Here is a 26590-nt window from a genome sequence, read left to right on the forward strand (position 1 = left end):
TCTCCCAACTATTATTTCTTTTTTTATGTTTTATGGGCGACAGCATCTCCTCTCACTAAAAAGCGATATGGGTCTATCTGCTTATCAATGTTACATAATCCCCCTTTAAAAACAAGATTTTCATTATAGCATGAGAAATATCCCCCACAAAACGGTAAAAGCGAAAAAGGCCACCCCCACTGGTGACCTTCATCATTACGTATACATAAACCTCAGTATTACATGAGCGGCCAGACGGCTGGTCATGTCACGGAAATCCTTGGACGGATCAACCTCGACAATATCCATGGCTTTAACGAGAGGATCCCTGGCCGCTGATGCCACACTGCTTAACAGCTCACGTCCGGTGAGTCCGCCTGGTCCGATTGCCGGGCAGCCCGGCGCGTACGCTTGATCAACCGCATCCATATCCACAGACAGATAGATTATATCTACGTGTTCTTTTAATCTCTTAAGTTCTGCTGCTACAATGGGTAAGATTCCGCGTCCTTCCACATCCCCCATAGTATAAACATGAACCCCTTGCTGCCTTGCATAATCGGCGTAAGCTTTCGCGTTGGCATAGTCACGAATCCCGATTTGAACCAGATCTTCTCCTCTAACGATCTCTGCTTCCAGCAGGCTTCTAAAAGGGGTGCCGTTTGTCCTTCCACCATCATTCAGATTCCGCAGGTCATGATGGGCATCCCATTGAATCACACCGACTCTGCCGAACTGTTTTTGAAAAGCCGAGATCGAAGGAAAGCTGACTCCATGATCTCCGCCAAGCATAATATACCGCTCGCAGGTCTTTGACTCGATCATCTCCCGTACGCTTGTTTCCATGCGTACGAGGTTTTCCCTACCATCAGTCGGATGGGCGGGAACATCCCCGAAATCCAATACAGGAACATCCGCAAAGTCCCTGTCCCTTTCTCCGGAATAGGTAGTGACAGACCCAAGTGCCCTCCTTATTGATGCGGGCGCATCTGAAGCAAGCGAAGCAGAGATCGATGACTTGGAAAAAGGAAGGCCGACGATCCCGACCTCACCCTTATCACCTGTTTCGTATCGTTTTATCTGTTCGTTTACCTTTGTCGTAAATCGATCTTTAAACACCGGGGCCTTTTTCGGATTGAGATATTTAAAAGACATCCGCGTCCATCCTTTCATACACTTTCCTGCCGTTTTTCCAGACCATTTTCGCGTGATTGGCAGCATAGTGATAAGGGATGTACTGATAATTCGGCACGTCCCATAAAACGAAATCGGCCGGTTTTCCTTTTACAATCCTACCTGCTTTCTGTCCGATGGCATGAGAAGCATTGACCGTCACAGCATTCCAAATTTCTTCGGGTGTCATCTTCATTTTTAACGCAGCTAAGGACATAATCATCTGCAGGTTGTGCGTTACGCAGCTGCCCGGATTAAAATCAGTCGCTAAAGCGACAGCTGCCCCCTGATCAATCATGGACCTGGCATCGGCATACGTGTCCTTACCTAAGTAAAAGGTCGTACCTGGAAGGAGAACAGCTGTTGTTTCCCCTTCAGCGAGTTGCTTAATCCCTTGTTTTGATGCGGCGACTAAATGATCAGCCGAAACAGCCCCTAAACCAGCCGCCAATTCTGTTCCGCCTAAAGAGTCAATTTCATCCGCATGGATTTTCGTTTGAAACCCAAGTTGGTGAGAAGCTTCCATAAAATGTTTAGACTGTTCAATTGTAAACACGCCTGTTTCACAAAAAATATCAGTAAAGACAGCGAGATTTTGTTTTTTGATTTCTGGAAGCATCGCAATCATTTCTTCTAAAAACGCATCGGACTTTCCTTTATATTCAAGAGGAATCGCATGCGGCCCAAGAAACGTCGAAACAATATCAATGTCTCCCTGCTCATTCAGATGCTTCACAACCTTCAGCTGCTTCCATTCTGTTTCTCTGTCCAACCCATATCCGCTTTTCGCTTCAAGCGTCGTCACTCCGTGAGCCGCCATCTGTCGGACATGTTTTTTAGCTTTATCAAACAGCTCCGCTTCTGTTTCTTCTCTTGTTGATTTAACGGTTGAAAGAATGCCTCCGCCCTGTTTTAAGATATCCAGGTAGGGAACTCCTGCCTGTTTTAAAACCATTTCCCCCTCCCGTGAGCCTCCGAATACGAGGTGGGTATGAGGATCAACAAGGCCGGGGGAGACGACCTTCCCTTCCGCATCTACTTTTTCACGGGCCGGTAAAGAGGCGCCTTCTTCGTGTGATCCGATCCATGCAAAACGACCATCCTTTATTCCAAGTGCCCTTTGTTTTTCTACAGCCAGCTGTTTCATCGCTCCGCCTTTCAAAGGTCCCTGATCCGGCAGCAGCAATTGACCGATGTTGGTAATGACGAGGTCATAGATCATTGCTTCTTCCTCCTCTGCATCGGGATATCGAGATGATGTTTCTCCGCTTGTTTTACCGCCTCTTCATACCCAGCATCCGCATGACGGAGAATCCCCATCCCGGGATCTGTTGTAAGTACGCGGCTTAAACGTTCGTCAGCAAGATCTGTTCCATCGGCGACCGCTACCATTCCGGCGTGGAGGGAATACCCCATCCCAACACCTCCACCATGATGAAAAGAGATCCATGATCCACCGGATGCCGTATTAATTAAAGCATTTAACACCGCCCAGTCTCCTACCGCATCACTTCCATCCTTCATCGCTTCGGTTTCCCGGTTCGGAGAGGCGACAGAACCACAATCCAAATGATCGCGGCCGATCACGACGGGGGCTTTTAACTCGCCTTTTTTCACGAGCTCGTTAATCGCAAGACCCATTTTCGCTCTCTGCCCGTATCCCAGCCAGCAGATGCGGGAAGGCAGCCCTTGAAATTGAACTTTTTTCTGAGCCATATCAATCCATCGAATCAGCTTTTCATCATCTGGGAACAGCTCTTTGATCAGCTGATCCGTCCGGTAAATATCTTCCGGGTCACCGGATAACGCCGCCCACCGAAACGGCCCTTTTCCTTCACAGAAAAGCGGGCGGATGTAGGCAGGTACAAAGCCTGGGAAATCGAAAGCATCTACAACACCATTTTCTAATGCGACCTGCCTGATATTATTGCCGTAATCAAACACCACACTTCCCCGCTTTTGAAAAGCAAGCATCGCTTTGACGTGTTCAGCCATTGAGGCTGAGGCCAGTTTTGTATAATGAGCCGCATCTTTTCTTCGTAACTTTTCGGCTTCTGCAATGGAATAACCGGATGGAAGATAACCATTCAGCGGATCGTGAGCAGACGTCTGATCGGTTACAATATCGATTTGAAAACCTTTTTGTAAGATGGCATGGTGCACATCCACTGCATTACCTAAAAGAGCAATAGATAAAGCTTCTCCCTTCCGCTTTGCCTCCTCAGCCCATGACAAGGCTTCCTCTAAGGAAGCAGTTTTTTTATCGCAGTAACCGGATTGGATTCGTTTTGAGATTCGGTCATCATCAACTTCGACGGTAATTACCACACCGCCATTCATCGTTACGGCGAGGGGCTGGGCACCACCCATGCCGCCAAGTCCAGCGGTGAGTGTAATTGTCCCGCTCAGCGAACCGTCAAAATGCTTTTCTGCTAACGAGGCAAACGTTTCATACGTGCCCTGCAGGATCCCTTGAGAGCCGATGTAAATCCAGCTTCCCGCTGTCATTTGTCCATACATCATTAATCCTTTGCGATCGAGTTCATGGAAATGCTGCCAGTCCGCCCATTTTGGGACTAGAACGGAGTTGGACAACAGCACTCTCGGGGCTCTTTCATGAGTACGGAATACGCCCACCGGTTTGCCTGACTGAACCAGCATAGTCTCATCACTTTCCAGCTGCTTTATAGTCGCTATAATCGCATCAAACGCTTCCCAGTTCCGCGCTGCTTTCCCAATCCCTCCGTATACAATAAGCTCTTCCGGTTTCTCCGCTACGTCCGGATCAAGATTGTTGCACAGCATTCGTAAGACCGCTTCCTGCTCCCACCCCTTACATTCCAGCGTCATCCCTGTTTTTGCTTTGATTTTACGCGAAGTCGACATAAGAACCTCCTCCTTCATGAATAGACCGCCATTTATTCCAATCGTACGACCCGGATGTAAGCCAATGGGCCATGCGCTCAATATCTTTCGCAAACACTCGATCCTCCCCTATACTCGGCACCACTTTCCTTGCTTCTTTCCATAGCCCGGCAATAAGCGGAGAAGCCCGCTCCACGCCTCTAAGTTCCAGCGCCTGTAAACTGCAGATCAGTTCAATCGCTAATACATTTCCCGCATTTTCAATAACTTCAGCTGCATGACGTGCCCCAATTGTCCCCATACTGACGTGATCTTCCTGATTGGCGGAAGATGGGATGGAATCGACACTCGCCGGGTGGGCAAGAGTTTTATTTTCGGATACTAAAGAGGCAGCTACATATTGTAGAATCATTGCTCCTGACTGAAGACCGGGATCGGCACTTAAAAAGGGCGGAAAATCATTGAGCTGCGGATTAACAAGCCGCTCTACCCGGCGCTCGGAGATACTGGCAAGTTCACTGACAGCAATTTTCAAAAAATCCATAGCAAGAGCGATTGGCTGCCCGTGGAAATTCCCCCCTGAGACGACTACTTTCCCATCGTCCAAAATCAGCGGATTATCGGTCGCCGCATTCATTTCAATCGTCAGTTTTTCCCTCACATAGGCAAGCGTCTGCCACGTCGCGCCATGAACCTGCGGGATGCACCTCAGGGAATAAGCATCCTGCACCCGCTTCTCCCCTTGAAATGTCATCAACTGACTGCCATGAATTAAATGCCGGATCCGCTCTGCTACGGCCATTTGTTCTGGATATCCCCTTGCCTTGTGAATGCTTGGGTGAAAAGCATCACGAATCCCTTCCAGTGCCTGCAGAGTCATGCTTGCTGTCCAGTCACATTGGACAGCCAATCGTTCCGCTTCTATATAATTGATCACCCCGACCGCTGTCATCGCCTGTGTTCCATTTATGAGTGCGAGTCCTTCTTTCGCTTTTAAAACTAGGGGCTCAATCAAAAGCTGCTTGTATACTTCGGAGGTGGATTGGTGCTTCCCCTCATACACCACCTCCCCTTCTCCCATAAGGACCAAGGCTAAATGGGCCAGCGGCGCGAGATCACCTGATGCGCCGAGCGATCCTTGTGAAGGTATAACAGGATGTATCTTTTTATTAATCAAGAGCTGCAGGCGTTTCACTACCCCTTCTCTCACTCCAGAAAGACCTTTTAAGAGTGCATTTAAACGCAGGACCATCATTGCCCGGCTGACGATTTCAGGAAAAGGTTTCCCTACGCCGCATGCATGAGAACGGATTAAGTGCTGCTGCAGGGCATCGACATCTTGTATATCAATGCGGACATCACTCAGTTTTCCAAAACCCGTGTTGATGCCGTAAACCGTATGATTTTTACGTACGATTTCTTCAACAGTCTCCCGGCTTGCCCGAACATGAATCAAGCTGCTCTCTGACAACTGGACAGGCTCAAGGTCGTAACATATCGATCTCATCTGTTCGATCGTCAATCCATGTCCATGTAATTCGATCATCCATATCCCCCTTTCCTAACGATCTCAGATGCATCCTCCCATTGAGTCCGTGGGAGAATAACTGCACTCATCTGGTGGATAGGCTAAAAAAAGAGACGACAATGGCAGAAATATCCCATTGTCGCCTCCTCATATCTCATGACTATAGGCCACCTATTCTTTATATATGATTGATGCCGAGTCCAAATGTCTCATGTTCTAAACCTTTTACCGGTGCGCCGATCGTTCCATAAAAAGCAACAGCCACCCATTCTCCTTCTTCCTCTTTTTCATAAGGTCTGCCACGTACAACAGAAAAACGCAGTCCGACTGTCCGCATCATATTCCCCACTCCAATTTGTCCGCGGGTTACCCCTTGAAGTGCCTCCAAAATGGCATGGTATAACGCATGCGTTTCCCTGTACACTTCTTGAGATATGATATGATTCCGTTTTGCCGCCGTTTCAACAGCAGCAATTACTTTTTGAACGTCCATCGACCCAGCCTTTCCCTGACAGTACTGAACCTCCTCAAGCGATGGATGAAAAGTCTCCAGCTCTTCAGAGGAAAGAGAAGCAAGCAGCATGGCCAGCTTTCCTATTTTCACTTTTTGTGTCATCGGCTTCCCCACATTTCTATTCGCTAATAACTAACTAAATTGTAACCGCTTTCTTCCTGGTGTGCAAGATGCCATGATGAAAAACGCGGATTTGGAAACCTTTCAGTCATTTCCAATTTACTCAGTCATATTCTTTAAGATAAGCAGGGGGTGGTATGGATTAACCGTGTAGATGTTCATAGTTATGGAGATTTAACCTATCCGGAAGATATGCAGTCTATTATCCAGGAAGGACTGCCGGCATCAAACGGAGTTTCTAAAAATATCCTTATTGTCGGGGCAGGAATGGCTGGGTTAGTCGCTGGTTCTTTACTAAAAAAAGCAGGACACAGCGTTAAAATCATTGAGGGAAATGATCGCGTTGGTGGAAGAGTATATACATTAAGAGAACCGTTTACAAAAGGACAATACCTTGACGTAGGGGCGATGCGCTTTCCTGATACACATAACCTAACCTTCGAATATATCCGAAAGTTTAACTTACCCACAAATAAATTCAACAACACCAATGATGTGTTTTTTGTAAATGGAGTGCAGACCACCTATTCCATGTACACGCAAAACCCCAATGTGCTTGGATTCCCCCTGCTTCCAGATGAACAAGGAAAAACAGCCAAAGAACTCCTTGCACTCGCTGTAAAACCCTATTTGGACTTATATGAGAATGCATCTCCAAAAGAACAGGAACGTTTAAGGCAGAAATTTGATAACTATTCTTTTGAAGATTTTTTAAGAAATAATCCTATTGGCGTTTCATTGTCACAGGGGGCAATTCGAAAAGTAAAAGTATTGCTGGGTATTGAAGGATTTCCTGAGCTTTCATTTGTAGATATTTTGTTAGATATTGTAAGGACTGTTTTTAATGAGGATTTAACCTTTTATGAAATTGCCGGCGGAAACGATTTACTACCACAGGCTTTTCTACCTGGACTCCAATCCAACATTCTCTTTAAAAGGAAAGTCCAGCAGATTATCCAGCAGAATGAAAGCATATCTGTCGTTGCTTTCAACCGAACAAGCAGAGAGTTTGAAACATTTAAAGGAGATTATGTGATTCTCACAGTCCCTTACTCTGTTATGCAGTTCATCGATATCTTTCCATACAAGTCTGTATCCTTTGAGAAATGGAGGGCGATAAAAGAATTAAACTACGTATCTTCTGTGAAGATAGGATTGGAATTCAAATCGCGGTTTTGGGAAAAAGTTAAAATTGGAAATATACTAACCGATATCCCCCTGAGGTATACCTACACTCCAAATCCTGGTCGTAGAGTGATGCTTGGAAGTTACAGCTGGGGGGCAAACGCGAACTTGTGGAATAGTTTACCGGAGAACGAAAGAATTAATGAAGCGCTGTATGGATTATCAAAAATATTTGGCAGACAAGTCTACGAGGAGTTTGACCGGGGTGCCTCTTACAGCTGGAGTCAAAATGAATTCTCAGCTGGATGCTTTACACTGTTTGCACCGAATCAAGCTTCTGATTTTGCCGATGACCTCTATTTACCAGAGGGGCGCCTGCATTTTGCTGGTGAACATACATCCACCTTTCATGGCTGGGTGGAAGGTGCCATTGAATCAGCTGTCCGGGCAGCCAATGAAGTGAACAAAAGATGATTCAGTCTCCAATAGTCTATGGTTACAAGAACTAAAGAAAGAAGAGTAACAGGTGGAATTCCGGTTACTCTTCTTCTTTCTGGTTCCACTTTAAATACAGTCGATAAAAAGCGGAGAACGATAGAAACGCTATGATGGATCCTGTGAAGATTGGAAGGATTAAAGGAAAGATATACAAACTGACAGCCAGAATGAACCCTGCGCTGATTGCGACCGTCAGGAACAGCACCGGACTGACAAATGTTGTAGTAAGCGCCTGCTTCAACAATGACTTCACTTTCATATCGAAGTGCACCATGACAGAGAAGCAGTTGATCGTATACACAAAAAGCAGTATACCAAGGATAAAGAAAACGTTCATAAAGAGCGAATTCGTACGGGAGAAATAATAAAGATCCGCAGCCAGTAGCACCCAGAAAGTTGTGAGAATGATTCCAGTTACAAGACTAGCTTTATAATTCTCTTTATAATAGCTGAGGTACGTGCGGTCCGGTGTTTCCTGGTGATCCTTCCTCACCCACTCCCGCGCCTTGGCGAAAAGAGCTGTCGTTGCAGGGAAAAAGACCAAAGGCAGAAGGACGACCAAAGGCGGGAGCAGATACCAAAGCTCCTTGTTATCACTGCTGTTTAATAGACTTAGTAAAATAAGCGCAACGGGCAGATTAAACAAAGCCCACTGTAAATTAGCCAGTGAAAATTTTGCAATCCATTCGCTTACAGCATAAAGTCCGCCTCTAATTCCTGATGTCTGACTCATAATCTTCCCCTTCCTTTTTGAAGAAAACCCCTCAGGACGAGGGGTCTTCCTTGTATCTTAGGCCCACCACATCTCTGTAGCCGGCTCTTCAATTATTACTGTTTTCAGGTTCTTAACTGCGGCGTTAAAGCCCTCATTGATCGACATAATCGGGTCCTCATGTTCAATGCTGACCACATAATCGTAGCCATACGTCCGCAGAGCACTGATAATATTGGACCATTCCTGTGTCCCATGGCCATACCCGACAGAACGGAAGCTCCAGGCTCTTGTCTGCACAGCTGCGTAATTCTGCATATCCGTTAAGCCGTACATATTCACATTGTCCTGATCAATGTACGTGTCTTTAGCGTGGAAATGGTGAATGGCATTTTCTTTTCCTAGAATCTTAATCGCCGCTACCGGATCAATTCCCTGCCACCACAAATGACTTGGATCAAGATTGGCACCGATCGCCTCACTTGTCGCTTCACGAAGTTTCAGCATCGTGTAAGGGGTGTGAACAAGAAAACCTGCGTGCAGCTCAAGGCCGATTTTGACATTATGCTCTTCAGCAAACTTTCCTTGTTCTTTCCAGTACGGGATAAGTTTCGTGTTCCACTGCCATTCTAACACATCGGAATATTCCGGCGGCCATGGGGTAACCGGCCAGTTTGGTGCGGTGTCATTCTCAGAACCTCCAGGAGTACCAGAGAATGTATTGACTACCGGAACCCCCATAAGACCAGCTAATCGTACCGTCTTCACAAAAGTTTCGTGTGATTCCTCAGCAAATGCCCGGTCAGGTGAAATCGGGTTTCCGTGACAGCTGAAGGCACTGATGGTTAATCCACGTTCATGCACCTTATCTAAATACTCCTTGCGCTTTTCTTCACTTTCAAGAAGTTCATCCAGGTTACAATGGGCACTGCCGGGATAGCCTCCTGTCCCAATTTCTACTGCCTGCAGTCCAGACGCTTTGGCGTGATCCAGCATTTCTTCAAAGGATTGATCAGAAAATAGTACGGTAAATACACCTAATTTCATATAACATTCTCCTCCACTCTTTACTTTAATTTCACACTCGTTCCTGTTTCACTGCTTTCATAGATGGCTTCCATCAGCTTCGTTACTTTCAATGCCTGCTCTGGCTGAACGATGAGTTCTTCATTGCCAAGGCAGCTGTTAACAAAATTCTCAGCCTGCTTTAGGCCTGCTTGGGATTCTTCTTCATTCATTTTGGCCGTGCTGTCAAAAAGAGTGCCATATTTCGCCTGATACAATTCAAAAGGATATACACTGATTCCTCCATCAACACCGGAGATGGTCAGCGTCGTATGGTCTTCTTTAATGTTTGCCGCCCAGGAGCATTCGAACTGGAGAGACTCTCCATTTTCAAATGTAATATAGCTTGTCACATGATCATCTACGTTAAAGGTATCATGATCAAATGTTCCCCAATCGTTCACCTGACCTGGTGTTTTACTGAGACGGTCGTATGTCCGTCCCATAACCTCCACAGGTTTTGGATCATCGAGGAGCCATAGAGCAAGATCAAGCAGGTGACAACCGAAATCAATTAAACTCCCGCCACCCTGCAGATCTTTATTTGTGAAGACACCCCATCCAGGTACTTTACGCCTTCGCATAGCCTGTACCCGCGTAACAAGAGGGTCACCAATTTCGTTGTTAAAGATAGCCTTTTTCGCCAACTGTGCTTCCGGTGTGTACCGGTAGTGATAGGCAATAGAAAGAAGCCGGTCATTTTTCTCAGCTGCTTCCATCATCGCTTCACACTCTTCTGTCGTAATCGCCATCGGTTTTTCACACAACACATGAACACCTGCATTCAAAGCAGCAATTGAAATTTCTGCATGAAACTTATTTGGAGTGCAGATTGTCACGGCATCCACACGTTCAAACATTTCGTTGTAATCTTCGAATACGTAAGGAATGTCATGCGTTTTAGCCACTTCTTCCGCTCGTTCTAAATTGAGGTCCTGAACAGCTGTCAATACGACCTTTTCTTTTAATTTAAGGAAAGAGGGAATATGCCTCCCCTGGGCAATTCCCCCTGCTCCAATCACTCCCATTTTCAGACGAGTCATTTCGTTACTTTCTCCAGGCTGCTGATCTCTCTCGTTTCGCCTGAGCGGATGGCACCGAGGATGACTTCCAGCGATTTCATACCTTCTTCTCCTGTAATAAGCGGCTCTGTATCATTCAGGATACTGTCGACAAAATGATCAATGACTTTGGAATCACTTTGACCACCATCATCGTTCGATTGAATCTTCCCGAGCTGATAATTGACGACATCCCCATTTGTATATTGAGCGACAAGGGAGTATTCTGGATCATCTTCCAAGCGAAGCATCCCTTTCTCTCCATAAATGACTGTGGAGTTGTCTTCATTCGGATTATAAGCCCAGCTTGCTGCCATCGTACCTACGATCCCTGACTGCGAACGCAGGATACATACCGCATTGTCATCAACCGTGATATCTTCTTTTGCATTGTTTTCAACAAATCCAGCCACATCGACAAACTCTTCATTAAGGATGTAACGGAGCAGATCTGCTTTATGTACTCCTAAATCACCCATAGCACCGATAAAAGCCTGATCTTTTTTGAAAAACCAGCTGTCTTCTCCTTCTGCACTCCAGCCCTCTGGACCACCATGACCAAAGGCTGTGCGGAAGCTGTACACTTTTCCAATAGCGCCGGATTCAATCAATTCCTTCGCTTTCACATGAGAAGGAACGAAGCGCTGATTATGAGCAATCATCAATTTCTTCCCGTTTTGTTCTGCAGTTTGAATCATGTCTTCTGCTTCTTCCTTGGATGTCGCCATCGGTTTCTCACAAAGAACGTGACAACCCGCGTTGAGCGCGTCGATGGAAACTGGAGCATGCAGGTAGTTCGGGAGACATACACTAACCGCGTCTATATCTTCGTTTTCCAGAAGTTCTTTATAGTCGGTATAAAGAGTCGCTCCGTATAACTGTCCGATTTTACGCGCACGCTCTTCCACGATGTCACAAACAGCAGCGATCTCTACATTTGTGTTAGCTTCGTATTCGAGCAGGTGGCGGTGTTGCGCGATACTTCCGCATCCGATTACAGCAATTTTAAGTTTCGTCATAGTAAAAGCTCCTTTATGATTTAATCGTAATATTCTCTAAAGGTTGAGCGTTCCCGTACACTGGTGTCGGCGTTTCCGCATTGTTAACCCATTTCACACCGTTACGAATGACTTTTTGCACTTCTTTGTTGTAGTAGGTCGGATATGTTTCATGACCTGGACGGAAATAAAAGACTTTTCCTCTTCCACGACGGAATGTAGCTCCGCTTCGGAACACTTCGCCGCCTTCAAACCAGCTGACAAAAATTAATTCTTCAGGTGTCGGGATATCAAAATGTTCCCCGTACATTTCCTCTTTTTCAATTTCAATAAATTCACCAATTCCTTCTGTGATCGGGTGACTTGGATCTACCACCCATAGACGCTCTTTTTCATCAGCTTCGCGCCACTTCAAGTCACAGGATGTTCCCATTAATTTCTTGAACGGTTTCGAGAAATGGGCGGAGTGCAGAACAACAAGCCCCATGCCGTCAAGTACACGCTGTTTCACTTTCTCAGCAATTTCATCTTTCACTTCATCATGAGCTTTATGGCCCCACCAGACAAGCACATCGGTTTCAGCAAGCACTTCATCTGTCAGTCCGTGTTCTTCTTCATCCAGGGTTGCAGTTTTAACATTTGCGTGATCTTCCCCAAGGAAATCAGCAATAGCGCTGTGGATTCCTTCTGGATATACATCAGCTACAACTTGACTTTCTTTTTCGTGACGGTTTTCATTCCATACTAATACATTCATGTTCATTCCCCTTTTCTTTATTAATAAGCGTTCTTTTTCCTATTTCATAAACGTCATGGCTGAGAGTTCTCAGCTTTCCTTTGCTTGCAGGATTCTCTTTCTACGATGACTGTAGGGATAATGACGCTTTTTTTAATGGTATCCGGGTATTTGAGTAACTCGATTAAATTTCTCGCTGATTCATGACCGAGCTGGATAGACTGTGTGTCCACCGTTGTCAACGGGGGAGCAGAAAGCCTTGAGATCATCGTATTATTAAACCCTACGACACTCATTTCTTCTGGAAGCTTCACCCCTCTTGCCGCTAGAGCCCTCATCACTGTTGATGCATTATACTCATCTGTAAACACAAGAGCCGTCGGTGGGTCAGGCAGACTTAACAACTCTTCAGCCACCTGTTCTGGATCCGGTTTATCTGTTTGAATATTCTTCAACAATTCGTCTTTGATTTCTATCCCATTTTCCTTCATGGCCCGGCGGAATCCTTCTAATCGGTCTCTCGCCACTTCATATTGGGAGTTGCCTCCAATGTAACCAATCCGCTCATGTCCGAGAGTAATTAAATAATCGGTTATATCTTTACTGGCCTGGACGTTATCATTGTCGACATACATCGTCTCGCCAAATTTTTCAACAGGCTTACCAAGCATGACAAAAGGAAACTCACATTCCCTTAAATAAGGGACAACTTTGTCACCTTCTCTGGAGTAAAGGACAATGACACCATCCACTCTCTTCCCTTGAACCATCTTGACCACTTCCTGGTAAATCGCTTCTTCCGTGTTGCCGGTAGTCAAATAAATGCTGTAATCATTTTCATGACATGCATCACTTATTCCCCTTAACATCTCGGAGAAAAACGGATTTTCGAATGAATGGTCAGACGAGACCTTTGTAACAATCCCAATCGTCTGTGTAGACTGACTGACAAGGACCCGCCCGTTATAGTTGATGTGATAGCCTAACTCATCCATCACTTTCCTTACTTTTCGCTTTGTTTTTTCACTGATTCTCGGACTGTCTGAAAGGACACGGGATACAGTAGATGGTGCTACATTTGCCTTTTTGGCGACATCTTTAATTGTTACCGACACTTTCATCTACTCCCCTCGTTGTTATTTAACGGCTCCCTCAGACACACCATTGATGATTTGTTTCTGTGCAAAGAAGTAGCCCACAATGACCGGCAGAATCGCAATGGTTAATCCAGCGAGAGCCAGGTGCCACTGTTTCGTATACTGGCCAAAGAAATAGAACATTTTCAATGGAATGGTAGCGTTCGATTCACTTAATACAAGTGATGGAAGCAGGTAGTCATTCCAAATCCAAATAACGTTCAATATAGCAACTGTTACAGATATCGGTTTAAGCAGCGGGAAAATGATATACCAGAACGTTTGGAAACGATTGGCTCCATCAATGATAGCTGCTTCGTCCATCGATCTTGAAATACCAGTCATAGCTCCGTGGTATAGGAAGATCGATAAACTACATCCAAAGCCAAGGTACATAAAAATCAAGCCGCCGGCGTTTAACATATCCGCTTGTCCAAAGATGGATACGAGCGGGATCATAACGGATTGGAAAGGAATCAACATAGCTGCGACAAAGACGAAGAAAATGACACCACTCAGCTTACTTTTATTTCTGGCAAGCGCATATCCCGCCATGGAAGAAAACAGAATGATAATCGCGATGCTTAACCCAGTGATTAAGACAGAATTGAACAGCGACTTAAGAAACTCAAGATCGATAAACGCTTCGACAAAGTTTTCAAATACAGGTTCTTCTGGGAATCCAAGAACCCCGCTGAAAATGTCACGCTTTGTTTTAAAGGCATTTACAATCATTAAGTAAAAAGGAGCAATCCAGATCAATCCGAGCAGGAGGCCGAGAACTTCAATGGAAAATAAATTTCTTTTTTCGTTCTTCATTACATCTCAACCTCCCGTTTCTTGTTGTAATACACTTGAGTCATTGCGATAACTGCAACAATCAAGAAGAAAATAACGGCTTTTGCCTGCGCGTAAGCCATCTGGTTATCGGAGAAGGCCGTACGTACAATTTCCATAGCGACCATCTGCGTAGAGTTGAAGGGTCCGCCATTGGTTAAGGATAAGTTTTGATCATAAATCTTGAACGCCATTGATAGAGTAAGGAACATACTTACGGTAAAAGCAGGTGCAACGAGTGGGAATGTGATGTTCTTGAATCGTTGGAAGCTGCTTGCTCCATCAATTTTCGCTGCTTCAATCAACTCTTTAGGAATATTCTCCAAATAAGCAATGTAGATAATCATGATATAACCGGCCATCTGCCATGCGGTTAAGATTACCAATCCCCAAAAACCGGTGTTTGTTGTGGACAACCAGCCATTCAAGCTCTCAATGCCTGTGATTCCCGCAATATCTCCAAACACACTGATGAAAATAAACTGCCAGATAAAACCTAAAATCAGGCCACCAATTAAGTTAGGCATAAAGAAAACGGTACGCAGCAAGCTGCTTGATTTAATGTTACGCGTCACAAGTAAAGCAAGGCCAAGACCCATAATGTTTAATAAGATGACGGTAACGACAGCAAATTTAACCGTGAACCAAATGGAATCCATGAATTCGCTTTCTTGAAATAGATTAATATAATTTTCAAACCCGATAAATGCATTGGCAGTGATTCCGTTCCAGTCTGTAAACGAGTAGAAAAGGCCATAGAAGAATGGAATGACAACAACAATTCCTAAACCAAGAATAACAGGTGTCAAAAACAGCCAGAAGGCTAAGCTTCGATTCTGCATGCACAACTCCTCCAATGATTTTTGCGGATGGATCCGCTTATGGTATCGTTCTCATAATAATATGGATTAAAGCATCCCATCTATTAACATACTTACCTATGTAAATATTCTAATAGAGGGGAGCTTTGATATTATCCCGGTAAGGATTCGCATCCGAATCCTTACCGGTTTTGTTTCATTAAGAATTACTGACGTGCATCTTCCCAAGCCTTCGTTGCTCTCTCTTCGACTTCTTCCCAAGTAATGTCACCTGCGATATATTCCTGCATAGCTACACCAAGCGCGTCTTCTGTCCAGCCAGTCGGTGCACCAAGGAAGACCCAGCCAAGAGTGTTGCCTTCTTTAGCATAGTCATAGATTTCTTGAGAAATTGGATCAGCGATTTCTAGATCTTCATATCCTTCGTAAGCCGGGATGAACTTAAATTCTTCTGTTACGAATTTCTTACCAGCGTCAGATGTATACATCCAATCCAGGAAGTCTTTACTTGCCTGTACCACTTCATCTTTTGATTCTTTGTTTACTACCCAGTAGTTTGGTACCCCTACTGGAATACTTCCTTCATAACCTTCTACAGGAATTGGAAGCATGCCTACATTGTTTGCAGCAAATTCAGGATCCATGGATTCGATCGTGTTGTACACCCAGTTTCCCTGTTGAATCAAAGCAACTTTCCCTAGGGAGAAGTTCTCTTCAACCTGCTGAGAGTAATCCAGGCTCAACGTTGGCTGCACAGAGTATTCGTTTTGCAAGTCTGTCATACGCTTCATTTGATCGCCCATAGCGAATTCCACTGTATCCGCTTCATACGCTTCCATGACATCGTGGTTAAACTCATCAGCAAGGTAAGCGTTAGCCAGGTGATTTCCCATTACCCATTTTTCTTTCGCAGGGAAAGCAAATGGTGCGTCAATTCCAAGCTCGTCTTTCTTAGAATCCAGTGTCTGCACTGCTTCTTCCAGCGCTTCAAATGTTGTAATTTCATCAGGATTGATGCCTGCTTCTTCAAATACTTTCTTATTATAAAGAAGACCGTATCCTTCCTGGTTAAACGGAAGTCCAAGAACTTGATCGTTACGAGAAACTCCTGTTAATGTTCCTTCAAGTGCTGCATCGGCAGCTGCTGTATCTGAAAGGTCAGCTAAATATTTTTCGTATTCATCTACATCCGTAGGTCCACCAACATTAAAGATGTCAGGCTCTTCACCGGAAGAAAAGGATGTTTTCAAGGACGCCCCGTAATCATTTCCGCCGCCAACTGTCTTCACATTAATATTGACGTCTGGGTTTTCTTCTTCATACAAGGAAACAAGTTCTTCAAACTGGTCTTTAAATTCTACTTTAAATTGGAAGACATCAACCGTTACCGCATCTTCCGAAGAACTGCTCGCTTCAGAATCACCACTGTCAGAACCGAACGAACATCCAGTTAGTGCAACTGTTGAAGCCAATAAAGCGGTAGCTATACCTGAGTAAAATTTGTTTCTTTTCATCTCATCCACCCCTATTTTCTATTAATCATTGAATCCGCTTTCATATCACATGTAAAAAAAGGCGATTCAGAAATCGCTTTTGCAACAAGTGCGCGCATACGTTTGCACAAATGACATTTTAAAAAACTCATAAGCTTGTACAAAATGAGTTTAATGTAATAGAGATTCATGTGAATACGTTTGCATAAAATTCATGATTAACTAAGTTGACTAAATCATAACATGACGATGTCGCAAAAACAACACGTTTTTTTCAAATAATTCTATAAAAAGACAACGCTTTCAATAAAGTCGGCAGGTACGTATGAATGGAACGTATGAAAATACCTTACTTTTCATATATTTAATCAGTGAGGTGATTGGGATGAAGAAGAAAAATGGGCACATCGACTGGAATACTTTTTCTGATAATGTCGAAAAAGTATTGGGAGAGGACTTTTGGAATGAGATGCATCACGTCATTCCAAAACGGGGTCCTTCTTACGATTTCTATGAAAACCAGGATCAAGGCGTTGTCGTCGTTGAACTCCCGGGCCTAAAAAAAGATGACCCTCTTCATTTGACTCAAAAAGGGACACACATGATTCTTCAAGGGAAAATCACACCTCGTTATTCTGTTCCCGTTGAAGAATTACTACACGATGAAAGATTGAAAGGGACTTTTAAACGGATCATTCCCATTCCATTTCATTTCTCTATTGATGATGTCGTCACATCGTATGAAGACGGATTATTAACGATCACCATATTTAAACGACACAAGAATAATAAACTGTCGATTCATCTGAATGATCGATAGTGTAGGAAATTTACTTTTTCATCCAACTATTTCTTATACAGACGAACTTCAATCAACCCTTCTTTTTAATGGGCGTATATGTTTCTGCGGCTTATATCAGACGGCAGTTGGTTGGTAAGCCTTTCTTCCTGAATACCTTCCACAAAACCTTCCCGCTTCCAATACCCAACCGAATCAATTCAGCCTGCTCCCAAACTACAACCATACCCAACACTTTAATCATTTTTCATACGTAAGGGATGATGAACTTTCTAAATGACGCAGATAAATTCACATACAAAAGAGAATGGAAAAAGGTCTTGGCGTTCAATATTTCCGTTCTCTTTTTTCTTTCCCTATTCTTGTGGTGTTCGTAGATTTAATCAAAATCACGGACATAACAGTCAAAACAAAGATGGATGGTTACATACGAATCTTTCACCCTCATAACTTCATCTTCTTTCAGTTCCCTTTTACATTCCCAGCATATGGAGTGGAATGTACTCCACTCTTTTAGTGTCTCTTCAATTCCAGGCATGTTCTCCCTCCTTTATATCCAGGCTCTGTTAAAGTTTGGTGATGATTTTTGATTTGTTCCCCAGGATCCTGGTTATATGGAGTTGAAGCTGAAACATTTCCATATCAAGGTGCCCTTACGTTTGTTGAACGGAGGGGTGCCTGGATAACGATCCGCTTTCCACGGGCTAGGTCTCGAGCATCCCCCCTCCCTTCGTCTTGTACAAACCTAATGTAAGGTAACAACACGAAGCTTTAACAGAGCCTATATCTAATACCAGTGTACATATGCGAACGACTATGCACGAACGAGCAAGATTCAAATCTTACGTTATAGGGAACTGTCGAATAATTGATTCTTCTACACCAATTTGTAATCTTAGAAGGAATTTTGACGTTAAAAAGCTAATCTTATTACTTGGAAGTGTTCTATTAATGGAATGATCTTTCTTCCCATGAGCTGTATTTAGGAAAATAAGTCTTTTGAAAACCAAACATTACACATCTACAAAGGAAAGGGGTATAAAAACATGAGTACGATACCATTTGCTGTTCAATTGTATACATTAAGAAATGAGACGGCTGAGGATTTTCCCGGAACATTAAAGAAAGTAGCTGAACTGGGGTTTGATGCCGTAGAGTTTGCTGGATTTGGCGGTTTAGAAGCGAAGGAAGTCAAACGTTTGCTAGATGAATTAGGATTAAAAGCCGCTTCCAGTCACGTCCCATTAGATGAACTGAAGAACAATCTCGATAAGGTCATCCAAGACCAGAAAACCATCGGGAGTGAGTACATCGTCTGCCCATTCATTGAAGATCGCAGCGAAGAAGATTACAAACAGTTGATTCAGGATTTGAAGACCATTGGAGATTCCTGTAAAAAAGAAGGACTCACCCTCTGCTATCACAATCACGACTTCGAATTGGAACCATTTAATGATGGACGACTTCCTCTTGATGTCATTCTTGAAGAAACAGAAGGTCAGGTTGAAGCAGAATTTGATATTTATTGGCTGAAAAAAGCTGGAGAACAGCCTTCCACCTGGATGGATCGGTATAAAGGCAGAACCCCTCTCATTCACTTAAAAGATATGACCGTTGATGATGAGCAGTTTTTCGCGGAATTAGGTACCGGTGGCGTCGATTTAGATACCGTTCTATCTCTTGGAGAAAAATCCGGTGTGAAGTGGTGGATTGTAGAGCAGGATGAAAGTCGCAGAAATCCTATTGAAAGCCTCGAGATCAGCATGTATTATTTAAAAGAGAAATTCCCACATTTAATAAATGAATAATTGGAAAGAAAGCGTGACATGCTCACGCTTTTTTTATGTAAGGAGACTTTGCTTTTGGAAGAACTTTTCGTAAGAATGATTTATGATTTCTCAAGTTACAGATGGATCGATGCGTTTATGGGGCTTTTATCTAGGTGGGGATACAAGTTAATGATTGTCTCATTCTTGATATGTCTCGTGTCAAAAAAGACAAGACGCACTGGTCTTTCAGCAATTTTTGCTGTTCTTGGCGGCTTAGGAGTGACCCGCCTCGTCCGTTGGCTCTATCCAAGAGAACGTCCGTTTATTGTTTATGAGGATATTACTCCATTAATCGCTAAAGAGGCCACTTCTTCTTTTCCAAGTGAACAGGCCTTAATTACAGGAGTGTTTATCGTATTTCTTTGGACAATGAAGGGAAGGCTCAAATGGATCTTTTTGACCCTGAGTTTAATCACGGCCCTGTCCCGCGTCTATGTGGGGCATCACTACCTTAGTGATGTCATTGTTGGTCTGGCCTTAGGAGCAGGATTGTTTATCTCTTTCCAACACCTTTCTCCTTTTCAAATCCGGCCATTTCAAATGAAACGAAAAGGCTCTGTATAACAGTACTACCTGGTGAAACTTTTAGCAGTAACCTATTGGAATAGAATGAACGAAATAGCGAACACTCGCAGCGGGTTTCAGGTTTGAAACAAGGATCTTAAACCATTATAAGCATTACATAGGAAAACAGAGCGCTTTCCCGGCTGCCATACCAGGAGCTCTAAATAAAAGAAACCTAACTCTTCACACGAGTTAGGTTTCTTTTATTTATTTTGATGGATTTTCCATTTATTAAACTCTAAATATTCTCGGAACTGTTCTTTGGAAATCCCTGAGTTCATCGCTTCTTGAACAAGATTCATCCAATCCTTATCCAGCGTTTCATCTTTGGGTTCAGATTCTCCATGCAGCAAATAGTTAATAGAAACGTCTAATTCCTGGGAGATCTTCGTCAAAAATTGAATGGAAGGATTCGTTTGGATGTTTCTTTCGATGGAACTTAAATAAGACTTAGCCACCCCAGCTCTTTCAGCTAGTTCTGACAGCGACATATGTCGGTCTTTACGTATTTTTTGAATCCGCTCGCCGATCATACTTCCACCTTCTTTCTATGTAATTTGAGTATAGCATATTCACTTTTTCCGTTCTATTTAAAGCACAAAAATCAATATCGAGACCTAGATCACTGTACAAATATTCCTGTACATACATCTTCTTTCCCACTAATATGTATCGGTCAAAAATATCATATCTTTAATATTTTAGTGCTTTAATACAACACTTGTCCATCAGTACCCGGATGATTATACAAAAACGGAATTTAGACTCCATTTGATACAAAGATATAGGACTGATTCATAAAGTCTAATAAAAATGATTGAGAAAACATAGATCAGACATACTAAGAACAAATACTAAAAAAGGTGAGCGTCATGAGTGAAAGTGTGGAACAGTTCGAAATTACATTTAACCAAATACATCAACACCTTAAAGAATTGAACGGCTTTCCGAAGAATGATAACTTTGTTGAGCTTCTTCAGCGTTCAAAACTAAAACACAGCGTGATTCGTGTTCACTTTGATCAATTGAAGCAGTTCGCTAAGTTAAGGAATGCCATCGTTCATGAGCGGATCAGTGGAGACTTTTATATTGCCACTCCTCATGAGGGAGTCGTTGAGAAATTAAAACAGATTAAACAAACGCTTGATCAACCACCAGAAGCTTTGCAGTTTGCCACCCGTCCTGTCCTTTATTTCAAGGAAGAGACGGACTTGACTCATATTGTAGAAGCCTTTGATCAACATGGGATCTCCCAATTTCCTATTTACAATAATGACCGTACCTTTCTCGGTCTCCTCACCAATGATGGGATTGTCCGCTGGCTGTCGCAAAAGATGGTAGAAGGCAGGGTGAATTTAAAACAGACGGTGGCAAAAGATGTGTTACCTAGTGAAAAACACGCCAATGTTGAATTTTTATCTTCAAATGCCACGGTTTTTGAACTAGAGGAGCGCTTTGAAACAAGCCTTGATGAAAATCGCAAATTAAAAGCGGTCATTTTAACCGAGTCCGGTAATCCAGACGACTTACCTATGGGGATTGTAACGACGTGGGATCTCATTAAAGTTGATCGTAGGGATGGAGATGACTCCTGATGGTCCATGTCCCGCTTTTCGCCAGCCTTTTCTACCATACATGAGGCTTTCATTCTGTATGTTTGTTATCTACCTTTAGTAAATGTTTGAAATAAATCACAGTTGGAGTATATGATTGAACCATCCCTGTTATTAGGAAGAGAGGTGGACGATCATGCACGAACGCAGACAAGAACCTTTTCGATACTCATTCCAAACACCATTGCCGGGTTTTTATAACAAAAAGTTAAACAGACATGTATCCGGATTAATTGAAGTTAAGGATATTAGTATGAATGGTCTGCGTTTTTCCTGTGACTCTCACCCAGGTTTATCTACGAAGGACGAAATTTTCATCTCATTTATGTATGAAAAGGAAACCTTCACAACTGAAGGTAGAATCATATGGTTAAAAACGGAACATGAAAGTATGACATGTGGAGTTCATGTCTTTGACTATCCTATCCGATTAAAAGAAATCTTGCAGGAGCTGGGAGAGTCTCTAAATAAGAAAGACCAGGAACGCTGCGGGAGCCATCATTCATAAAAAAGACTGATCTCCCGCCCCCGCTTCGTTTAGGTTTAGTGCACATATACGTAAAAAGGCCTTCCCGCCATTGCAGTACTACAATGGTGGGAAGGCCTTCGTTATAGGTTACTCTTTCTCTGCTTTTCTCCGAAAAAAACCAGTCACTTTGTTTGATAGATCATCGAAATACGTGTAAACAACGGGAATAAGCAGGAGAGTGAAGAAGCTTGAAATTGTTAAGCCAAAAATGATGGTCACAGCAAGAGGCTGCTGGGCTTCTGCCCCTCTTCCAATTCCAATCGCCAACGGGACCATACCAAGAACGGTCGTTAGTGTTGTCATGAGAATTGGACGTAAGCGACTTGGACCAGCTTCTATAATCGCCTCATACCGGTCGTATGATTTTCTTCTTAGAATGTTAATGTAATCGACTAAAACGATTGCATTGTTGACCACAATCCCTGCAAGCATAATAATACCTACAAAAGCCGGTAAACTGAATGGCAGACCGGTAATGAACAAACCGCCGGTAATCCCTATAATTGTAGCAGGAAGAGAGAACATGATAATAAACGGGAACAAGAAGTTCTCAAATTGGATCGCCATCACAGCATAGACAAGGAAGATTGAAAATAGTAAGGCAAGCGATAAATCACCGAATGCCTCCTGCATATCTTGAGCTTGTCCACCGATGCTGTAGGAATAGGCATCAGGGAAATTCAGACGTTCCAGTTCCGCACGTACTTTCTCCGTGGCTGTTCCTAAGTCAATATCGGAAATTTCCGCTTCCACATTTACCTGTGGCTGCTGATTCTGCCTGAGGAGCGAAACAGGTCCCTGAACCTGATTTAATTCAGCAATAGTCGCCAATGGAACAAGAGCCCCGCTGGGTGTTTGAATCGACATTCCTTCTAAATCACTGATGGTTTGTCGTTCCTCTTCCGGAAGAATAAAACGGACATCCACCTCATCTGTACCATTTCGGTACCGCGTGGCGATTTGACCATTAAACCCTAACTGCACCTGACCAATCACCTGTTGTTCTGTCAATCCATATTGAGCTATTTTACTCTGATTGACTTCAATCTGCATTTCAGGCCGGCCTTCATCTGTTGAAGAGGTGGCATTTTCTACGCCTTCAATATCGTTCATGAGATAGGCGACTTGTCCTGCCAGCTCATCCAACACTTCATAATCGTCTCCATTAAGCTGAACCTGGAGAGGGGCTCCTGTCCCTAATCCAGCATCGAGTTCACTTACTTCAATTTCCGCACCGGGAATATCAGCAAGTGCCCGGTCAATCTCTTTCATGACTGCTTGAGTTGTTCTATCTCTATTATCAGGTTCTACAAGCTGGATGGTATATGTGGCCATATCAGAAGATCCATTGCCAATGCTGCCCATACCGCCCCCGCCAATAGATAAATAGCTGACTTTAATAATATCGTCAAAGCTTTCGATCTTCTCGTCTATCTGCTCCGTAAGTGCTTCGGTTTCATCTAAAGAAGTTCCTGCCGGCATATTCACCCGCACCTCGACCTGCCCCTGATCTGAAGGAGGGATAAACTCGGTTCCAATCAGTGGGATTAGAGCGATGCTTCCAGCAATAAGGGCAGCCGTTACAGCCATTGTCGTTTTCCTGAATTTCAACACCCAGCGCAGCATCGAGCGGTAGCCGTCATTTACTCGATCTAAGAAGCGGTCAAACCAATATCTCCGCCCTTCTTCCTTCAATGACTTAGTTAACAGCTTGGAAGAAAGCATAGGAATTAACGTAACAGATACAGCCAGCGATGCAATGAGCGCAAACATGATGGTCAATGCAAGCGGAGTAAACAGTTCGGATGCAATCCCCTCTACGAAGATAATAGGCAGGAAGACAACTAATGTCGTTGTAGCTGAAGCTACTACAGCTGGAGCCAGTTCAGATGCCCCCTGTTTAGCAGATTCAACCATCGAATATCCCTGCTGTCGGTAACTGACAATATTCTCTAAGATGACAATCGAACTGTCGACCATCATCCCTATTCCAAGAGCAAGGCCTCCCATTGTTAAAACATTTAACGTTTCACCCGTAAAGTACATTAAAGTGAATGTTGAAATAATCGCAATAGGAATAGAAAGTCCGATGACAAGAGTTGCCCGGATACTCTTCAGGAAAAGAAGAAGGACCAGAACAGAAAAGATCCCTCCTAGAATGATGTTCAAGACAACACTATTGATTGAGATTTTAATGAATTCAGATGTATCAAGCACGATACTTGTTCCTACGCCTTCAGGCAGATCGCCCTTTTTCTCATCTAATGCCTCCCGCACAGTATCAGCTGTTTCCACTGTATTGGCATCCGTTTTTTTCAAGATGGATAAAACAACAGAAGAAGATCCGTTGACCTTACTGATAGTACTGGAGTTTGTAAGCGTCTCTTTCACTTCTGCTATTTGATCAAGGGTGACCCGCGCACCTGATTGAGATTGAATCACCGTTTCTTTTACATCATCTATGGACTCAAACTCACCGTCCACACGGATTTGCAGGTCCTTCTGTCCTTTTTCTATGGCACCGGCGGATGCCGACTGATTCGCAGCGTTCAGGGCCTGGATAACCGTCTGGGAATTGAGCCCGTATTGAGCCATTTGAGCGCGGTCAACGAGCACTTGTACCTCACTGACCTTTCCTCCCTCAACGCTTACAGAAGCAACCCCCGCCTGTCTTTCTAAGAAAGGCACAAGTCTATTTTCAGCTATCTGCTGTAGTTCCTCTGGAGTATCCCCGGATAAGCCAACCGTCATGATTGGGAGCTGCTGTGGATCGAAGCGGAGCACGCTGGGGTCAGAAGCTCCTTCCGGCAGTAAACCAGTGACCTGATCTACATTCTCTCTTACCTGAAGTAATGTGCTGTCTAAGTCTACTCCCGTATTGAATTGCATTAAAACAAGAGAAGCTCCAGCCTGAGATTGAGACTGAAGCACCTCTAAACCTTCGATACTGCTGACTGAAGATTCGACAGGACGGCTGACGAGCTTCTCTACTTCCTGAGGAGCCGCACCTTCATAAGACGTCGAAACAACAGCGATGGGCAGATCAATTTCAGGATAAAGATCGATCGTCAAACTCCTTAGAGAAACAAAGCCGAGGGCCAGGATCGCCGCAACCACCATAATGACTCCAACAGGCCGCTTTACAGATACATTAACGAGCTTCATCAGAATCCTCCTTCATAATGGTGACTTGGTCCCCATCTGAAAGTGTCAGCTGACCTGTGGTGATCACTTGTGCATCCGTAGAGAGATCTGCTGAAATGGCTGTGAAGTCTGTTTGTGTCTCAACGACCGAAACGTCTACTCGTACCGCTTTGCTATCAGTCACTTGATAAACGTATGTTTCATCATTCTGTTCAACAAGACTGTCCGTCGGGATAATCAATGTATCTTCCACAACATTTTCAGGCAGTAGAAAAGAAGCCATCATCCCGGGCTTGATCTTCTCTTCCCCATTATCGACCGTCGCTTCTACAGGATACAGACCGGTTTCGTCCGGAACAGAAGATACATAGTCTATCGTGGAAGTTACTTTTTCTTCCAAGGCGGAAAGATCGACCTGCAGTTCTTCCCCTTTTTCGAACAAAGATAGTTGTTCTGCTGTTACAGAAGCCGTAATGGTCATCGGATTTAAGCTGACCACAGTGGCAAAAGGCTGCTGGTTTGAGACAAAATCTCCTTCTTTGGCGTTTAAAGTTGAAATTTCCCCGGAAGTTGGTGCTGTAACTGCTTCATTGGATGCTTGATCCTGAACTTGACTTAACTGAACGTTTGCTTGTTCGACTTGAAGTTCTGCTTGTTCGACCGCAACACGTGCCTGCTCAAGCTGCTGGTTGGCCTGATCTACTTGAGCCTCAGCCTGAGCAACAGCAGACGATGACTGTGGCTGTTGACTCTTCAACTGCTGATACTGGGCATGGGCCTGTTCCGCTCTATTTTGAGCCTGCTGATAGAGAGCATCAGGAATGGTTCCCTCATCCGCTAATTTTTTTGTTTCATCTGCAATGTTCTGAGCCTGTTCATATTGCTTCTCAGCGGCTGAAACAGCTTGGGCGGTCTGACTTGCCTCAGATTGTGAAGCTTTCTTTGCAATCTCTACTTGATCTTTAGCATTCTCAACTCCAAGCTGAGCTTGATCCTTTGAAATCATCGCATTCTCCAACTGTTTTTCTGCCTGGCGTACAGCCAGCTGTTGAAGTTCTACCTGCTCTTCAGCTGTTCCACTTGGACTTACGACCGCTAGAGTTTCTCCCTTTTCCACACGATCTCCCTTACCGACATTTAAGGTTACTAAGTCTCCTGGAGTCTTAGCAAGAACCGGTGATGAATCCGGTGAAGCAGCCCTTCCGACAATCTTCCTTTCAACAACAAAATCATCTTTTTTTACCGTCTCAACCTTTACTGGAGTCATCCGCTCTTCCGTTTCTTCTTGTGTCTCTTCCTGTGAACAAGCGGTTACAAAGATGATCACCATGAGTAATATGGACAACCGTTTCATTCAAGACTTCCTCTCCATTATAAACTCCCCAAAACCAGTCGTTCATCTCTTCTCTATTCTGGTACTATTTTCTCCTGTACCATCCAAGACCATACTT

24 protein-coding genes are annotated in these 26590 nt (G+C 43.9%); 6 read left to right on the plus strand and 18 right to left on the minus strand.

Annotated features, from left to right (window positions below; genetic code table 11):
* Positions 1-195 precede the first annotated feature (195 nt).
* From hutG to hutP, 5 genes are all read right to left on the minus strand, one after another.
* The gene (gene hutG / locus LC036_RS09110) at positions 196-1134 is read right to left on the minus strand and encodes a formimidoylglutamase (RefSeq protein ID WP_226581305.1); all 939 of its coding nucleotides are present in this window, start codon (positions 1132-1134) and stop codon (positions 196-198) included.
* On the minus strand, positions 1124-2371 hold the full coding sequence (gene hutI, locus LC036_RS09115; protein WP_226582486.1) for an imidazolonepropionase: 1248 nt from the start codon (positions 2369-2371) through the stop codon (positions 1124-1126). The genes hutG and hutI overlap by 11 nt, the downstream gene beginning before the upstream one ends.
* The gene (gene hutU / locus LC036_RS09120) at positions 2371-4056 is read right to left on the minus strand and encodes a urocanate hydratase (protein ID WP_413229880.1); all 1686 of its coding nucleotides are present in this window, start codon (positions 4054-4056) and stop codon (positions 2371-2373) included. The genes hutI and hutU overlap by 1 nt, the downstream gene beginning before the upstream one ends.
* Positions 4022-5563, minus strand: coding sequence for a histidine ammonia-lyase (gene hutH / locus LC036_RS09125; protein ID WP_226581311.1), 1542 nt, complete (start codon positions 5561-5563; stop codon positions 4022-4024). Before hutH ends, hutU begins: the two co-directional genes overlap by 35 nt.
* Positions 5564-5723: 160 nt before the next feature.
* Positions 5724-6161 (minus strand): hut operon transcriptional regulator HutP, encoded by a 438-nt coding sequence (gene hutP, locus LC036_RS09130; RefSeq protein WP_226581314.1) that lies wholly within the window; start codon positions 6159-6161, stop codon positions 5724-5726.
* A gap of 150 nt (positions 6162-6311) precedes the next feature.
* Here hutP and LC036_RS09135 point away from each other — a divergent pair, with 150 nt between their 5' ends.
* Positions 6312-7778 (plus strand): flavin monoamine oxidase family protein, encoded by a 1467-nt coding sequence (locus LC036_RS09135; protein WP_226581318.1) that lies wholly within the window; start codon positions 6312-6314, stop codon positions 7776-7778.
* A 64-nt stretch (positions 7779-7842) separates the two neighbouring features.
* On the opposite strand, the gene LC036_RS09140 is transcribed toward LC036_RS09135, so the two are convergent.
* The 9 genes from LC036_RS09140 to LC036_RS09180 all read right to left on the minus strand — a co-directional run bounded on the left by LC036_RS09140 (position 7843) and on the right by LC036_RS09180 (position 16682).
* Positions 7843-8535 (minus strand): YesL family protein, encoded by a 693-nt coding sequence (locus tag LC036_RS09140; protein WP_226581321.1) that lies wholly within the window; start codon positions 8533-8535, stop codon positions 7843-7845.
* Between the two features lie 57 nt (positions 8536-8592).
* Positions 8593-9561, minus strand: a complete 969-nt coding sequence (locus tag LC036_RS09145; protein WP_226581324.1) for a sugar phosphate isomerase/epimerase family protein — start codon at positions 9559-9561, stop codon at positions 8593-8595.
* 20 nt (positions 9562-9581) lie between these two features.
* A complete protein-coding gene (locus tag LC036_RS09150) occupies positions 9582-10622 on the minus strand; it encodes a Gfo/Idh/MocA family protein (protein WP_226581327.1) in 1041 nt (346 codons plus the stop codon).
* On the minus strand, positions 10619-11659 hold the full coding sequence (locus LC036_RS09155) for a Gfo/Idh/MocA family protein (RefSeq protein ID WP_226581330.1): 1041 nt from the start codon (positions 11657-11659) through the stop codon (positions 10619-10621). Before LC036_RS09155 ends, LC036_RS09150 begins: the two co-directional genes overlap by 4 nt.
* A gap of 13 nt (positions 11660-11672) precedes the next feature.
* A complete protein-coding gene (locus LC036_RS09160; protein ID WP_226581332.1) occupies positions 11673-12395 on the minus strand; it encodes a ThuA domain-containing protein in 723 nt (240 codons plus the stop codon).
* A 53-nt stretch (positions 12396-12448) separates the two neighbouring features.
* A complete protein-coding gene (locus LC036_RS09165) occupies positions 12449-13489 on the minus strand; it encodes a LacI family DNA-binding transcriptional regulator (RefSeq protein ID WP_226581334.1) in 1041 nt (346 codons plus the stop codon).
* A gap of 21 nt (positions 13490-13510) precedes the next feature.
* On the minus strand, positions 13511-14329 hold the full coding sequence (locus LC036_RS09170; protein ID WP_226581336.1) for a carbohydrate ABC transporter permease: 819 nt from the start codon (positions 14327-14329) through the stop codon (positions 13511-13513).
* Positions 14329-15189 (minus strand): carbohydrate ABC transporter permease, encoded by an 861-nt coding sequence (locus LC036_RS09175; RefSeq protein WP_226581340.1) that lies wholly within the window; start codon positions 15187-15189, stop codon positions 14329-14331. Before LC036_RS09175 ends, LC036_RS09170 begins: the two co-directional genes overlap by 1 nt.
* Before the next feature lie 185 nt (positions 15190-15374).
* The gene (locus LC036_RS09180; RefSeq protein ID WP_226581343.1) at positions 15375-16682 is read right to left on the minus strand and encodes an ABC transporter substrate-binding protein; all 1308 of its coding nucleotides are present in this window, start codon (positions 16680-16682) and stop codon (positions 15375-15377) included.
* A 364-nt stretch (positions 16683-17046) separates the two neighbouring features.
* Here LC036_RS09180 and LC036_RS09185 point away from each other — a divergent pair, with 364 nt between their 5' ends.
* Positions 17047-17481: an Hsp20/alpha crystallin family protein gene (locus tag LC036_RS09185; protein ID WP_226581346.1), complete on the plus strand. Its 435-nt coding sequence runs from the start codon at positions 17047-17049 to the stop codon at positions 17479-17481.
* A 358-nt stretch (positions 17482-17839) separates the two neighbouring features.
* Here LC036_RS09185 and LC036_RS09190 read toward each other — a convergent pair whose 3' ends face one another.
* The gene (locus LC036_RS09190; protein ID WP_226581349.1) at positions 17840-17998 is read right to left on the minus strand and encodes a hypothetical protein; all 159 of its coding nucleotides are present in this window, start codon (positions 17996-17998) and stop codon (positions 17840-17842) included.
* A 508-nt stretch (positions 17999-18506) separates the two neighbouring features.
* Between LC036_RS09190 and LC036_RS09195 the strand changes: the two genes are divergently transcribed.
* A complete protein-coding gene (locus LC036_RS09195) occupies positions 18507-19268 on the plus strand; it encodes a sugar phosphate isomerase/epimerase family protein (RefSeq protein WP_226581352.1) in 762 nt (253 codons plus the stop codon).
* 54 nt (positions 19269-19322) lie between these two features.
* Positions 19323-19853, plus strand: coding sequence for a phosphatase PAP2 family protein (locus LC036_RS09200; protein ID WP_226581355.1), 531 nt, complete (start codon positions 19323-19325; stop codon positions 19851-19853).
* A gap of 203 nt (positions 19854-20056) precedes the next feature.
* Here LC036_RS09200 and LC036_RS09205 read toward each other — a convergent pair whose 3' ends face one another.
* Positions 20057-20386 (minus strand): helix-turn-helix domain-containing protein, encoded by a 330-nt coding sequence (locus LC036_RS09205; RefSeq protein ID WP_226581358.1) that lies wholly within the window; start codon positions 20384-20386, stop codon positions 20057-20059.
* Positions 20387-20725: 339 nt separating this feature from the next.
* Here LC036_RS09205 and LC036_RS09210 point away from each other — a divergent pair, with 339 nt between their 5' ends.
* Both LC036_RS09210 and LC036_RS09215 read left to right on the plus strand, forming a co-directional pair.
* Entirely contained in the window at positions 20726-21448 is a 723-nt protein-coding gene (locus LC036_RS09210) for an HPP family protein (RefSeq protein WP_226581359.1), read from the plus strand.
* Positions 21449-21602: 154 nt separating this feature from the next.
* Complete coding sequence (locus LC036_RS09215; protein WP_226581360.1) at positions 21603-21974, plus strand: PilZ domain-containing protein; 372 nt, start codon at positions 21603-21605, stop codon at positions 21972-21974.
* Between the two features lie 108 nt (positions 21975-22082).
* On the opposite strand, the gene LC036_RS09220 is transcribed toward LC036_RS09215, so the two are convergent.
* Together LC036_RS09220 and LC036_RS09225 are read right to left on the minus strand one after the other, a co-directional pair.
* Positions 22083-25160 carry an efflux RND transporter permease subunit gene (locus LC036_RS09220; protein ID WP_226581361.1) on the minus strand — a complete coding sequence of 1026 codons (3078 nt, stop codon included), beginning with the start codon at positions 25158-25160 and terminating at the stop codon, positions 22083-22085.
* A complete protein-coding gene (locus tag LC036_RS09225) occupies positions 25147-26493 on the minus strand; it encodes an efflux RND transporter periplasmic adaptor subunit (RefSeq protein ID WP_226581362.1) in 1347 nt (448 codons plus the stop codon). The genes LC036_RS09220 and LC036_RS09225 overlap by 14 nt, the downstream gene beginning before the upstream one ends.
* Between the last annotated feature and the right edge of the window lie 97 nt (positions 26494-26590).

It is taken from the genome of Halobacillus litoralis (assembly GCF_020524025.1).
Taxonomy (GTDB): domain Bacteria; phylum Bacillota; class Bacilli; order Bacillales; family Halobacillaceae; genus Halobacillus; species Halobacillus litoralis_D.

What these genes read in the sequence shown, in the direction of transcription:
- LC036_RS09160 (WP_226581332.1), bottom strand. Translation starts at nt 12,395, where the DNA reads ATGAATGTATTAGTATGGAATGAAAACCGTCACGAAAAAGAAAGTCAA.
- LC036_RS09205 (WP_226581358.1), bottom strand. Translation starts at nt 20,386, where the DNA reads ATGATCGGCGAGCGGATTCAAAAAATACGTAAAGACCGACATATGTCG.
- hutP (WP_226581314.1), bottom strand. Translation starts at nt 6,161, where the DNA reads ATGACACAAAAAGTGAAAATAGGAAAGCTGGCCATGCTGCTTGCTTCT.
- LC036_RS09220 (WP_226581361.1), bottom strand. Translation starts at nt 25,160, where the DNA reads ATGAAGCTCGTTAATGTATCTGTAAAGCGGCCTGTTGGAGTCATTATG.
- LC036_RS09180 (WP_226581343.1), bottom strand. Translation starts at nt 16,682, where the DNA reads ATGAAAAGAAACAAATTTTACTCAGGTATAGCTACCGCTTTATTGGCT.
- LC036_RS09150 (WP_226581327.1), bottom strand. Translation starts at nt 10,622, where the DNA reads ATGACTCGTCTGAAAATGGGAGTGATTGGAGCAGGGGGAATTGCCCAG.
- LC036_RS09170 (WP_226581336.1), bottom strand. Translation starts at nt 14,329, where the DNA reads ATGAAGAACGAAAAAAGAAATTTATTTTCCATTGAAGTTCTCGGCCTC.
- LC036_RS09210 (WP_226581359.1), top strand. Translation starts at nt 20,726, where the DNA reads ATGAGTGAAAGTGTGGAACAGTTCGAAATTACATTTAACCAAATACAT.
- hutH (WP_226581311.1), bottom strand. Translation starts at nt 5,563, where the DNA reads ATGATCGAATTACATGGACATGGATTGACGATCGAACAGATGAGATCG.
- LC036_RS09175 (WP_226581340.1), bottom strand. Translation starts at nt 15,189, where the DNA reads ATGCAGAATCGAAGCTTAGCCTTCTGGCTGTTTTTGACACCTGTTATT.
- hutU (WP_413229880.1), bottom strand. Translation starts at nt 4,056, where the DNA reads ATGAAGGAGGAGGTTCTTATGTCGACTTCGCGTAAAATCAAAGCAAAA.
- LC036_RS09185 (WP_226581346.1), top strand. Translation starts at nt 17,047, where the DNA reads ATGAAGAAGAAAAATGGGCACATCGACTGGAATACTTTTTCTGATAAT.
- LC036_RS09195 (WP_226581352.1), top strand. Translation starts at nt 18,507, where the DNA reads ATGAGTACGATACCATTTGCTGTTCAATTGTATACATTAAGAAATGAG.
- LC036_RS09225 (WP_226581362.1), bottom strand. Translation starts at nt 26,493, where the DNA reads ATGAAACGGTTGTCCATATTACTCATGGTGATCATCTTTGTAACCGCT.
- LC036_RS09215 (WP_226581360.1), top strand. Translation starts at nt 21,603, where the DNA reads ATGCACGAACGCAGACAAGAACCTTTTCGATACTCATTCCAAACACCA.
- LC036_RS09140 (WP_226581321.1), bottom strand. Translation starts at nt 8,535, where the DNA reads ATGAGTCAGACATCAGGAATTAGAGGCGGACTTTATGCTGTAAGCGAA.
- LC036_RS09145 (WP_226581324.1), bottom strand. Translation starts at nt 9,561, where the DNA reads ATGAAATTAGGTGTATTTACCGTACTATTTTCTGATCAATCCTTTGAA.
- hutG (WP_226581305.1), bottom strand. Translation starts at nt 1,134, where the DNA reads ATGTCTTTTAAATATCTCAATCCGAAAAAGGCCCCGGTGTTTAAAGAT.
- LC036_RS09155 (WP_226581330.1), bottom strand. Translation starts at nt 11,659, where the DNA reads ATGACGAAACTTAAAATTGCTGTAATCGGATGCGGAAGTATCGCGCAA.
- LC036_RS09190 (WP_226581349.1), bottom strand. Translation starts at nt 17,998, where the DNA reads ATGCCTGGAATTGAAGAGACACTAAAAGAGTGGAGTACATTCCACTCC.